This is a genomic window from Halomonas sp. KM-1 (genome assembly GCF_000246875.1).
In the GTDB taxonomy this organism is placed as follows: domain Bacteria; phylum Pseudomonadota; class Gammaproteobacteria; order Pseudomonadales; family Halomonadaceae; genus Halomonas; species Halomonas aerodenitrificans.
The window spans coordinates 1-12,158 of record NZ_BAEU01000063.1; the positions used below are offsets into that span (position 1 = coordinate 1).

A 12,158-nucleotide genomic window follows, 5' to 3' on the forward strand; every position below is an offset into this window, starting at 1 on the left:
GGCGTGCCCCGGGGCGTGCTCAACGTGGTGACCGGCAGTGCCCGCACGGTGGGCGACGAGCTGACCGCCAACCCGCTGGTACGCAAGCTCTCCTTCACCGGTTCCACCGAGGTGGGCAAGGTGCTGCTCGCCGCCTGTGCCCAGACGGTCAAGAAGGTCTCCATGGAGTTGGGTGGTAACGCTCCCTTCATCATCTTCGATGATGCCGATCTCGACCAGGCGGTGGCCGGGGTGATGGCGTCCAAGTTCCGTAACACCGGCCAGACCTGCGTATGCGCCAACCGTATCTTCGTCCACGAGCGGATCTACGATGCCTTCGCCGAGCGCCTCGCCCAAGCGGTGGCGGCGCAGCAGGTCGGCAATGGCCTGGAGGAAGGGGTGACTCTGGGGCCGCTGATCGATCAGGCCGCGGTGGCCAAGGTCGAGGAGCACATCGCCGACGCCCGCGAGCGCGGGGCCAGCGTCTACCTGGGCGGGCAGCGGCATGCGCTGGGCGGCAACTTCTTCGAGCCGACGATTCTCACCGACGTCTCCAGCGATGCGCGGCTGATGAACGAGGAGACCTTCGGCCCCGTGGCGCCGCTGCTGCGCTTCAGCGACGAGCAGGAGGTGGTGCGCATGGCCAACGATACCCCCTATGGCCTGGCCAGCTACTTCTATACCCGCGATGTGGGCCGGGTGTGGCGGGTGGCCGAGGCCCTGGAGTGCGGCATCGTGGGCATCAACGAAGGCATCATCTCCAGCGAGCTGGCCCCGTTCGGCGGCGTCAAGGAGTCCGGTATCGGACGGGAGGGCTCCAAGTACGGCATTGAGGACTACATCGAAATCAAATATCTCTGCATGGGTGGGTTGTGACATGAGCGACGCGCAGTCGAAACAGCGAGTGGGCATGATCGGCATCGGCCTGATGGGCCACGGCATCGCCACCAACGTCCAGCGCGCCGGCTGGCCGCTGGCCTTTCTCGAGCACCCCGGCAACCAGCCCGTTGCGGCACTGCTCGAGAACGGGGCGCAGGCGTTCGCCACGGCGGCGGAGCTGGCCCGGCATACCGACGTCATCATTCTCTGCGTGACCGGCTCGCCCCAGGTCGAGGAGGTGCTGCTGAGCGAGGATGGCGTGCTGCAAGGGCTCAGGCCCGGCAGCGTGATCATCGACTGCTCCACGGCGATTCCCAGCTCGACGCAGCGCATCGCCGAGGCGGTGGCGGAGGCGGGCGGGCGTTTTCTCGACGCCCCCATGACGCGCACGCCCAAGGAGGCTGCCGAGGGGCGTCTCAACCTGCTGGTGGGAGGCGATGCCGAACTGTTCGCGGCGCAGCAGCCGCTGCTCGAGAGCTTCGCCGAGAACATCACCCATGCCGGCCCGGTGGGGGCCGGTCATCAGCTCAAGCTGCTGCACAACTTCGTCTCGGTGGGCTTCTCCACCGTGCTTGCCGAGGCGGCGGCCTGCGCCGAACGGGGTGGCATCGACCCGCATGTCTTCGTCGACGTGCTGGCCAAGGGCGGTGGGGCGGGCACCGTGCTCGAACGGCTGCGGCCCTATATTCAGGAGCGCGACACCTCGGGCTTCCGTTTCAGCATCGCCAACGCCCACAAGGATCTCGGCTACTACCTGGCCATGGCCGGCGACCTGGGGGCGGCGAAGGTGGCCGCAGCGGGCATCGACGAGGTGCTGGGCCAGGCCGAGGCGGCGGGGCACGCTCAGGCCACGCTCCCCGAGTTGATCGGTCTGCTTGGCAGGGAAGACGTCTGACGGCAGCGGGGCGCTGCTTGATCCCGCTGGCAGCGGCGCCTATGTTGGCTGATCGGCATAGGTTATCAGAGGGCCGGTAAACGTGGACAACCTGTCATCGACCGGCCTGTGCGGCTGGATGCGTTTCAAGCACCTGCTGCTGCTGCTTCACCTCGACAAGCGCCGCAACATGCGTGCCGCCGCCCGGCAGATGCATCTCAGCCAGCCGGCAGCCAGCAAGATGCTGCGCGACCTGGAGACCCATTTCGGCTTTGCCATCTTCGAGCGCCAGCCGCGGGCGATGGTGCCGACCGAGCTGGGCGCTCAGCTGGTGAGGCATGCCGAGATTCTGCTCAACGATATCGAGCGCATGGTCGAGGACGTCCAGCGCATGCGCGAGGGCGGCTATGGCCAGTTGCTGATCGGGGCCATTCCTGCGGCCGCTCCCGAGATCCTGCCGGCAGCCATTGCCGCCCTCAAGCGACAGCGGCCGCGGCTGTCGGTCAGCATCGACGAGCAGAGCAGCGACCGTCTGCTGCAGGCCCTCGAATACAAGCAGCTCGATCTGGTGATCGGCCGGCTCACGGCGGTGAATCAACACAACCTGTTCGACTTCGAGCCGCTGCTCGAGGAGCCGCTGCGCGTGGTGGTGGCGCACGATCATCCCCTGGCCGGCCAGGAGCGGGTCGAGCTCGCCGCGCTGCGTCACTGGCCGTGGGTCCTGCACCCGCCCACTAGCCCCATGCGACAGGTCATCGAGGCCGCGCTGGCCGACGCCGGCATCGCCTCGCCCGACGACACCATCGAGACCACCTCGACCCAGACCACCCTGCAGCTGCTGCTGAGCGCGCCGATGCTGGCGGTGTTGCCCTGGTCGGTGCTCAAGCGCCCCCTGGCCAGCGGCCAGTATGCGGTGCTGCCGCTGACCATCGGCAAGCCGCTTGACTACTACGGCATCATCACCCGCAAGCATGAACCGCTCTCCAGCGCCGCCGCTGAGCTGGTCGCGGAGCTGCGTCGGCAGGTGGCATTCGCCAGACCGCGCGTGTCGCGCTCCTCCTGACGGCTGGCCGTTCGCAGCGGCTAGACCAAAGTCGACATTGATGAAATGAATTATGAGTTCATAATTACATTGAGCGGGAGGAGACGCCCATTCGACCCGCACCCGTGAACACGCCGGTTGCCACCATGCCTTGGCGACGGCTTCTGATCCGACAACGACAAATAGGGTGATCGAGAGATGACGAAAACAGTGATGGTCGGCAAGACCGCACTCTGCGGAGTGCTCTGCCTGGCGCTGGTTGGCGGCGCCCACGCCTGGGAGCCACAGCGCAACGTCGAATTCGTGGTGCCATACAGCGCCGGTGGCGGTAGCGACATCAACGCGCGCATGCTGGTCGAGGCGATTCGCGAGACCGACATGGTCAACCGCAACATTCTGATCAACAACCGGCCCGGCGGCTCTGGCGCGGTAGGCAACAGTTACACCTACAGCCAGCGCGGCAATGGCCATATCATCACGACCTTCAACGGCGGTCAGATGATGAGCATGTTGGTCAACGACGCCTCGGTGCAGCTCGACGACCTTACGCCGCTCGCCACGCTGTCGCTGGATACGCTATTCGTGGGGGTCAGGGCCGAAGGAGATATCGAGAATCTCGACGACCTGATCGAGCGCGCCGAGCAGGATCCCGGCGGCATTACCGTCGGTGGGGCCGGCCGCGGCGGCGAGGACCACCTGGCCTTCGCCATGCTCGACAACAACCTGGGCGTCGACTTTCAGTACGTTCCCTTCGACGGCACCGGTGATGTCACCTCCGCCTTGCTGGGCGGCCATATCGATGCGGCCATCTTCAAGCTGGGCTCGCGGGTCGACCAGAGCATGGTGCGCTTCCTGGCCACCTATTCGGAGGAGCGCCTCGACGCTCCCTTCGACGAGGTGCCGACCTTCGACGAGCTGGGCTATGAAGGCCTCGAGCTGATGATCTTCCGTGGCTATGCCGGCCCGCCCGATATGCCCGAGGAGGCCGTCGAGTTCTGGGAGAACGTCTTCCGTGCCGCTGCGGAAACCGACAAGTGGACCCAGGAGTACGTCGAGAACAACGGCCTGATCCCGACGTTCATGGGAGCCGAGGAGAGCGCCGAGTACTACCAGCGCGAGCAGGAGCGCTACCGGGTGCTGTTCCAGGAAGCCGGCATGATCGACTGAGGCTCGCGGGGCGCGGCGCCGATGGGTGGCCGCGCCCCGGTCGTTGCTGCGGCCACCTCGTTTGTTCCCGGTCGGCCGCTACCGCAAGAGGTGCACACTATGTCAAGCGTGAATCAAGAGCCGGCCCATGAGGGCCGCTCCTGGCTCTCTCCGCTGGTCACACTGGGCATCATCGTGATGGGGCTCGCCTGGGCCGGCTTCGGTTGGTGGAAGTATGGGGTATGGATGCACAACGGCCCCGGAGCCGGCTTCTTCCCCGTGGTGATGGGGCTGGGGGCCGCTCTGCTCGGTGGCTACGAGCTGCTGCGCCGCAGGTTCGAAACGGATCGCGTGAGCTGGCGCAATCTATGGCCCGCCGTGGCCATGGGGCTGGCCATCGCCAGCATACCGCTGTTCGGCATGGTACTGGCGATGACGCTGTTCATCGTGCTGTGGATGGCGCTGATCGAGCGGCAGTCGTGGCTCAAGTCCACGGTGATCGGCGCCTGTGCGGGCGGTGCGATCTATCTGCTGTTCGGCATGTGGCTGATGGTGGCTTTCCCCGAAGGCGCGCTCATGGCGCCTTTCACCTAACCGAACGAAGAGTCGCATATGGATATCCTACAGTCCCTGATGCAGGGGTTCGCCACCTCGCTGACGTTCAGCAACATCCTGGCGGCCCTGGTCGGCGCCGGCCTCGGCATCATCGTCGGGGCCATTCCCGGCCTCGGTTCGGTCACCGGCATCGCCCTGCTGCTGCCGCTCACCTTCCAGATGGACCCCATCACCGGCATCATCATGCTCGGGGCCCTCTATTACGGCTGCATGTACGGCGGCTCCTACAGTGCCATTCTGCTCAACATCCCCGGCGATGCGCCGGCCGTGGTGACTTCGTTGGACGGCTATCCGCTGTCGCAGCAGGGGCATGGCGGCAAGGCCCTGTTCACCGCCAACATCTCCTCGTTCATCGGCGGTACCGTAGGCATCATCATGCTCACCTTCATGGGGCCCGTGCTGGCCCACGTGGGCCTCATGTTCGGGCCGGCGGAGGTGGCGGCGCTGATCCTGCTGGCGCTCTGCTCCATCGGCTGGCTGCTGGGGGACAACCCGCTCAAGGGCCTGATCTCGACCTTCATCGGCGTGATGCTGGCGACGATCGGCATCGGCACGGCCTTCGGTCAGCCGCGCTTCACTTTCGACTCCATGTATCTGCTCAACGGCATTTCCTTCATTCCGCTGGTGATCGGCATGTTCGGCTTCAGTCAGGTACTGGTGATGATGGTCAACCGGGTCGATCCCTCGGCCAAGGGGCTGACCGGCCGGCTGGGGCTGAAGGAGAGCCTGCTCGACCGCAAGGAGGCGCGCAGCATCTTGCCGGTTTCGCTGCGCTCCGGGGTGCTCGGCAATCTGGTGGGCATTCTACCGGGCGCCGGGGCCACCACCGGCTCCTTTCTCTCCTATGTGCTGGAGAAGAAGGTGGGCCGCAACGGCGCCGAGCTGGGCAAGGGGCGCATCCAGGGCGTGGCGGCCTCGGAGGCAGGCAACAACGCCGCCGCCGCCGGCTCGTTTGCGCCGCTGCTGTCATTGGGCATTCCCGGCTCGGGCACTGCGGCGGTGCTGCTCGGCGGGCTGATGATGTGGGGCCTGCAGCCCGGGCCGCTGCTGTTCCAGAACAACCCCGACTTCGTCTGGGGGCTGATCTCGTCCATGTACCTGGGCAACGTCATGGCGGTACTGGCGGCGCTGGCGATCATTCCTTTCCTGGTCAAGCTGCTGCTGATCCCGGCCTCGATCATGATCCCGGTGATCGCCGTGGTGTGCGTGGTGGGCTCCTACAGCGTCAACAACAGCATGTTCGACGTCTGGTTCATGCTCGGTGCCGGGGTGGTGGCCTTCTTCATGACCGCCGCCCGCTACCCGATCGCGCCGCTGCTGCTGGCTTTCGTGCTCACTCCTCGTCTCGAGACGAGCCTGCGCCAGGCGCTCGACATCTCCCGTGGCGATCCGATGATCTTTCTGAGAAGCCCGATAGCGGCCACACTGCTGACGTTGATCCTGCTGTTCGTGCTCTATCCGCTCGCCAAGCGGCTGTTCGTGATGGCGCGCCGGCGCGGCCACAAGGCAACGGCCGAATGAGGGCGACCCAACCGCCACCCATCTTCACGACTTCTGAGTAGAGATGCCGACATGACGCACCACGACGATGCCGTCGCCGCCTTCACCCAACTGCTGGGAGCCAACGGGGTAATCACCGAAGCCGCCGACCAAGAGCGCTACGTGCGCGACTGGGCCGGAGCGCGCCTGGGCATGCCGCTGGCCGTGGTGCGCCCCCGGAGCACCGAGGAGGTGGCGGCGGTGGTGCGCTACTGCCACCGGCACGGCATCCGCATGGTGGCCCAGGGCGGGCATACCGGCCTGGTGAAGGGTGCGCTGCCGGATGCCCGGGCGCCCGAGGTGGTCATCAGCCTCGAACGCATGACGCGCATCCGTGGACTCGACCCGCTCAACTTCACCATGGCGGTGGACGGCGGCTGCATTCTCGAGGAGGTCAAGCGTGCCGCCGAGGAGGCGGACTGTTTCTTTCCGCTCTCGCTGGGCGCCCAGGGCAGCTGTCAGATCGGCGGCAACATCGCCACCAATGCCGGTGGGGTCAACGTGCTGCGCTACGGCATGATGCGCGAGCTGGTGTTGGGTCTCGAGGTGGTGCTGCCCGACGGCGAGATCTGGAACGGCATGAAGGCGCTGCACAAGGACAACCGCGGCTACGATCTGAAGCAGCTCTTCCTGGGTAGCGAAGGCACGCTGGGCATCGTCACCGGGGCGGTGCTCAAGCTGACGCCGCGCCCCGAGCAGTCGCAGACCGCGCTGCTGGCGGTACCCTCGGTGGATGCCGCTGTGCGGCTCTATGCCTTGGCCAGACGCCGCTGCAGCGACCTGCTCTCCGCCTTCGAGCTGATGCCGCGCCTGTGCCTGGAGTTGGCCTTCGAGGCCGCACCGCAGCTCGCCGACCCCTTCGACGAGGCTTATCCCTACCATGTGCTGCTCGAACTGACAGCCACCGGACCGGTGGACCTGCCTGGCCTGCTCGAAGGGTTGCTGGAAGCGGGCATGGAGCACGAGGTGGTGCTGGACGGCGTGCTGGCTTCCAGCGTCGCCCAGGCCGGTCAGCTGTGGGCGATTCGCGAGAGCATGGTGGAGGGGCAGCTGCTGCGCGGCGAGCACCTGCGCACCGACGTCTCGGTGCCGATCTCGGCGATTGCCGAGTGCGTTGAGCAGGCCACGGCGGAGGTCGCGGCCCTGTCGCCCACCTCGCAGGTCATCGCCTACGGCCATATCGGCGACGGCAATCTGCATATCAACGTGTTGCCACCCGCCGAGACGCCGGCAGAGGCGCTGCCGGCCCTGTTCGAGCGCCTGGAGAGAGCGATCTTCACGGTGGTGGATGGCTTCGATGGCAGCATCAGCGCCGAGCACGGCATCGGCCGCAGCAAGCAGGCGGCCTTTCTCGACCGCCTCACGGTCACCGAGCGCCGCCTGCTGGCAGGCATCAAGGCGGTGTTCGATCCCGACGACCTGATGGGGGCAGGGCGCATCCAGGCGGCGAGCGAACGCTCCTCATCGTCGTGACGAGGCCCCGGCCAGCCCGCCGATCATTCGTCCAACGGTGTCAGTTCGGCCAGGAAGCGCGCCTTGCGTTCCACATAGCTCTGGCTGCTGGCGGTCAGGCCGGCCACCTCTTCCGGGCTCAGGGTGCGTACCACCTTGGCCGGCGTGCCCATGATCAGTGAGTTGGGCGGAAACTCCTTGTTGGAGGTGATCAGCGACCCGGCACCGATAAGGCAGTTCTCGCCGATACGCGCCCCGTTGAGGACGGTGGACTGCATGCCGATCAGGGTACCGTTGCCGATGCTGCAGCCGTGCAGCATCACCAGATGGCCGATGGTGACGTCGGTGCCGATGCTCAGCGGGAACCCCGGGTCGGTGTGCAGCACGCAATTCTCCTGAATGTTGCTGTTGTCGCCGATGCTGATGGGCTCGTTGTCGCCGCGCAGCACGGCGCCCGGCCAGATGCTGACATCCTTGCCCATTCTTACGTCGCCGATCACGGCCGCTTCTCGGGCGATGAACACGCTGTCGTCGTGGCTGGGGCGAGTCTCTCCGAGTGCATACGTCGTCATGCGTTTGCTCCTTGTTGTCGTTCGTTCGGGCTGCCGCCGGTGGGGCCGCCGAGGTGTGGCTCATGCAAGGGATGGCTCCAACTTAGGGAGCCAAAGCCGAGACGTCAATAATTCAGAATTCATAACGAATTTTCTGCATTTCCATACGGCAATCATTACCTAATTGTTTTTACAGGTTTATTGGTTGCATTTTCGTACAGGTGCTAACCAAAAGTCTAACTTGATGAAATGAATTATGAGTTCATAATTACAAAAAGAGGCGCCAACATCGACTCTGGCGCCGGTTGAGAGGGCAGGTGAGGCTTAACGGCTGCTGCCAGCCGCTGATGAAGCAGGAGGTCAAATGGAGCCGAAATCGACGGCCGAGCTGGAACTGATCAAGGATGGACGCATCGCGTGGCTGATCTTCAATCGCCCCAAGGTGCGCAATGCCATGACCTGGGGCATGTACGACTCGCTCGAGCGGCACTGCCAGGCCCTGAGCGAGGACCCGGAGGTGGACGTGGTGGTGCTGCGCGGCAGCGGCGGTGAAGCCTTCGTTGCCGGCACCGACATCAAGCAGTTCACCGGCTTCGAAACGGCACGGCACGCGCTGGACTACGAGCACCGCATCGACGAGGTCATTGGTGCCCTGGAATCGCTCGGCAAGCCCACCATCGCGCTGCTGGAGGGGTTCTGCGTCGGCGGCGGTGCGGCCATCGCCATGGCCTGCGACTTTCGCTACTGCACACCCGATCTGCGTTTCGGCGTGCCCATCGCCAAGACCCTCGGCAACTGCGTCTCCATTACCAACGTGTCGCGCCTGGTCGATCTGGTCGGTGCCGCCAGGGCCAAGGAGGTGCTGATGCTGGCCAAGCTGTTCGGCGCCGATGAGGCGAAGCAGGCGGGTTTGGTCACCGGGGTCGTCGCCGCCGAGAAGATCGAAGCGGAGGTCCGGCAGGTGGCCGAGAGGCTGGGTGGCTTTGCGCCCTTGACGCTGCGCGCCTCCAAGGAGGGAGTCAGCCGTGTGCTGGCGGCACGGCGGCCACCGGCAGGCAGCGAAGAGGACCTGATCGCGCTCTGTTACACCAGCCGCGACTTCAAGAGCGCCGTCAAGGCCTTCGTCGACAAGACCCCCCATGCCTGGCGCGGCGAGTAGCGCCGGCTTCGTGAGTTTTTCCTCAGCACACCCCCCAATGACAATGAGGTGGCAAGCATGCTCCCCTTAATGAAAATGAAGGTTCTCGACATTTCCCAGATCATGGCCGGCCCCTACTGCACCATGGTGCTCGGCGACCTGGGGGCGGACGTCATCAAGGTGGAGAAGAACGGCGGCGACGACAGCCGCCAGATGGGACCTTACGTCAACGACGAGTCGACCTGTTTCGCCCAGATCAACCGCAACAAGAAAAGCATCTCGCTGAACCTCAAGGAGGAAGAAGGGCGCGAGATCTTCTATCGCCTGGCCAAGGAAGCCGACGTCATCGTCGAGAACTACCGCACCGGCGTGGCCAAGAAGCTGAAGGTGGATTACGAGACCATCAAGGCCATCAACCCCGGCATCATCTACTGCTCCATCTCCGGCTATGGACAGACCGGCCCATACAGCCACAAGGGGGGCTTCGACCTGGTAGCCCAGGGCATGACGGGGCTGATGTCGATGACCGGGGAGCCGGGGAGACGCCCGCTGAAGACCGGCATCGCCGTCTACGACATCGGAGCGGGCATCACCGCCGTCTATTCGATCCTGGCTGCCTATATCCACAAGCTGAGCTCCGGGGAAGGGCAGCACGTCGACGTGGCCATCGCCGAGTGCGGCCTGCCCTGGTTCACCTGGGAGGCGGCGGCGTTCTTCGCCGAAGGCACCGTGCCCGAGCCTACCGGCTGGCGTCACCGCGTATCGGCACCCTACCAGGCGACCAAGGTCCGCGACGGTTACATCATGCTGGGCTGCGCCAATCAGCGCACCTGGGAGCGGCTCTGCCACGAGGTGATCGATCGCCCCGATCTGCTGCAGGACCCGCGCTTCATCAACAACTATCAGCGCGGGCAGAACGTAGAGGAGCTCGAGGCGGTACTCGAAGAGATCTTCATCCGGGACACCCGCGAAGCCTGGCTGGCCAAGTGCGACCAGGCGGGCGTGCCCGCCGGCCCCATCAACGACTTCGCTCAGGCGCTGGACGATCCGCACTATCAGGCGCGCGGCATGGTGCAGGAGATGGAGCACCCGGTCATCGGTCGGATGAAGACCATCGGCTTTGCCAGCAAGCTCTCCGGCACGCCGCCGCAGATTCGCCGTCCGGCACCGCTCTATGCCCAGCACACCGACGAGATCATGGCCGAGCTGGGTCTCGACGAGGCGCGCTGCGAGGAGCTGAGGCGCAAGGGGGTGATCAAGTGAAGCAGGGCGAGGCGGGCGGAACGACGATTACCGCATGAGGAGGCCTTATGGCGGGCAAGGTGTTTCACAGTAGCGTGCAGCTCGGTCGTCAGCAGGCGCGAATGATAATCGACGGCGCCTTCGGCTATGGCCGTAGTGCGGATATGCAGCCTATCACCGTCGTGGTGCTGGATGGGGGCGGTCACGTAGTCGCCGCCGAGCGTGAAGACGGCTGTGCACCGCTGCGCTTTCCGGTGGCCCGTGGCAAGGCGTTCGCCGCACTCGGTAACGGTGCCTCCAGCGGCGTGGTGGGCAGCCGTAATGCCGAGCGTCCTGCCTTTCTTGCCAGCGTTGCTGCCGCTGCCGACGGTAACTTCATTCCGGTCGCCGGCGGTGTGCTGGTCCTCGATGAGGAGGCGCACGTCATCGGTGCCGTGGGGGTCAGCGGCGCATCTTCGGACGAGGACGAAAGCGCCGCTCTCGCGGGTATCCGGGCGGCCGGCTTTGCCGCGGGGCTCGAGCCCGACTGAAGCCATTCATGGGAGGCACTCTGCTTGACATGCGTTCAATGGCAGGACTACTGTCAATGAAGAATTTAGAATAAAGAATTCATTATGTAAGTGTTTCATGGCAAGACTGATAGTGCAAAGCCAACATTAGAACAAGAGGAAACACGCCATGTATCTCCTACGTCTCACGGCGGTTGCTGCCGCTGTCGCCCTAGTCTCGGCACCCCTCCAGGCCCGCGAGATCACCTTCGGTCACGTCGGCGGCCCCGATTCGCTGTTTGCCGACTCCGCCGACTACTTCGCCGAGCTGGTCAACGAGCGCCTGCCGGAGCCTTACGAGGTGGTGGTGTTCGGCTCCAGCCAGTTGGGCACCGACTCGGAGCTGCTCCAGCGCATGCGGCTCGGTACCGTCGACCTGGCCCTGCCCTCGACCATCATGTCCTCGGTGGCTGACGAGTTCGGCCTCTTCGAGCTGCCCTATCTGATCCAGGACCGCGAGCACATGAAGCGGGTCGAGGAGGAGGTGTTCTGGCCGCAACTGGCGCCTCTGGCCGAGCAGAACGGCTACCGCATTCTCGCCGTGTGGGAGAACGGCTTCCGCCACATCACCAACAACCGCCGCGCGATCAATACCCCGGATGACCTGCGTGGCATCAAGCTGCGGGTGCCTCAGGGCGTATGGCGCGTACGCATGTTCGAGGAGTACGGCGCCGAGCCCTCGCCGATGTCGCTTTCCGAGGTATTCATGGCCCTGCAGACCGGCGTCATGGATGGTCAGGAAAACCCCCTGGCCCAGATCGCCGGACAGCGCTTCCAGGAGGTGCAGAACTACCTCTCCCTTACCGGGCACGTCTATACACCGGCCTACCTCACTGCCGGGCGCCGCTTCGACAACCTTCCCGATGAGGTGCAGGAGATCATCATCGAGGCGGCCAAGGAGACACAGGCGTTCGTCTACGAGCACGCCGCGCAGCTCGACGAGGACCTCATTGATGTGATTCGCCAGGCGAACACCGAAGTGAACGAGGTCGATACGTCGGTCTTCATCGAAGCTTCCGGGGCGATCTACGAAGCCTTCTCCCGCGAAGTGCCCGGCTCTCAGGAGCTGATCGACAGGGTGCTGGAGCTTGGCGAAGGCTCCTGATCCTCCTTGCCTCAACGGCAAAGTGCCTGCCCACGCCTTTACAGGGGG

General features: G+C 65.0%; 12 protein-coding genes. 11 read left to right on the top strand and 1 reads right to left on the bottom strand.

What is annotated here, in order from left to right:
* From B8115_RS06520 to B8115_RS06550, 7 genes are all read left to right on the top strand, one after another.
* Positions 1-855: aldehyde dehydrogenase family protein (locus B8115_RS06520; RefSeq protein ID WP_010626965.1), on the top strand; the 855-nt coding region annotated here is incomplete at its 5' end.
* Between the two features lies 1 nt (position 856).
* Positions 857-1,753, top strand: coding sequence for an NAD(P)-dependent oxidoreductase (locus tag B8115_RS06525; RefSeq protein WP_026037940.1), 897 nt, complete (start codon positions 857-859; stop codon positions 1,751-1,753).
* An 82-nt stretch (positions 1,754-1,835) separates the two neighbouring features.
* Positions 1,836-2,795: a LysR family transcriptional regulator gene (locus B8115_RS06530; protein WP_010626967.1), complete on the top strand. Its 960-nt coding sequence runs from the start codon at positions 1,836-1,838 to the stop codon at positions 2,793-2,795.
* Between the two features lie 177 nt (positions 2,796-2,972).
* Positions 2,973-3,941 (top strand): tripartite tricarboxylate transporter substrate binding protein, encoded by a 969-nt coding sequence (locus B8115_RS06535; protein WP_141638538.1) that lies wholly within the window; start codon positions 2,973-2,975, stop codon positions 3,939-3,941.
* Positions 3,942-4,040: 99 nt separating this feature from the next.
* Complete coding sequence (locus B8115_RS06540) at positions 4,041-4,514, top strand: tripartite tricarboxylate transporter TctB family protein (RefSeq protein WP_010626969.1); 474 nt, start codon at positions 4,041-4,043, stop codon at positions 4,512-4,514.
* Between the two features lie 18 nt (positions 4,515-4,532).
* The gene (locus B8115_RS06545; RefSeq protein ID WP_010626970.1) at positions 4,533-6,056 is read left to right on the top strand and encodes a tripartite tricarboxylate transporter permease; all 1,524 of its coding nucleotides are present in this window, start codon (positions 4,533-4,535) and stop codon (positions 6,054-6,056) included.
* 51 nt (positions 6,057-6,107) lie between these two features.
* Entirely contained in the window at positions 6,108-7,547 is a 1,440-nt protein-coding gene (locus B8115_RS06550) for an FAD-binding oxidoreductase (protein WP_010626971.1), read from the top strand.
* A gap of 23 nt (positions 7,548-7,570) precedes the next feature.
* On the opposite strand, the gene B8115_RS06555 is transcribed toward B8115_RS06550, so the two are convergent.
* Positions 7,571-8,098 (bottom strand): gamma carbonic anhydrase family protein, encoded by a 528-nt coding sequence (locus B8115_RS06555; RefSeq protein WP_010626972.1) that lies wholly within the window; start codon positions 8,096-8,098, stop codon positions 7,571-7,573.
* A gap of 343 nt (positions 8,099-8,441) precedes the next feature.
* Between B8115_RS06555 and B8115_RS06560 the strand changes: the two genes are divergently transcribed.
* The 4 genes from B8115_RS06560 (at position 8,442) to B8115_RS06575 (ending at position 12,110) form a co-directional block, all read left to right on the top strand.
* Positions 8,442-9,236, top strand: coding sequence for an enoyl-CoA hydratase/isomerase family protein (locus B8115_RS06560; RefSeq protein WP_010626973.1), 795 nt, complete (start codon positions 8,442-8,444; stop codon positions 9,234-9,236).
* 69 nt (positions 9,237-9,305) lie between these two features.
* Complete coding sequence (locus B8115_RS06565; protein ID WP_234254490.1) at positions 9,306-10,478, top strand: CaiB/BaiF CoA-transferase family protein; 1,173 nt, start codon at positions 9,306-9,308, stop codon at positions 10,476-10,478.
* 47 nt (positions 10,479-10,525) lie between these two features.
* Positions 10,526-10,987: a heme-binding protein gene (locus B8115_RS06570; RefSeq protein WP_010626975.1), complete on the top strand. Its 462-nt coding sequence runs from the start codon at positions 10,526-10,528 to the stop codon at positions 10,985-10,987.
* A gap of 148 nt (positions 10,988-11,135) precedes the next feature.
* Positions 11,136-12,110, top strand: a complete 975-nt coding sequence (locus B8115_RS06575) for a TRAP transporter substrate-binding protein (RefSeq protein WP_010626976.1) — start codon at positions 11,136-11,138, stop codon at positions 12,108-12,110.
* Positions 12,111-12,158 lie beyond the last annotated feature (48 nt).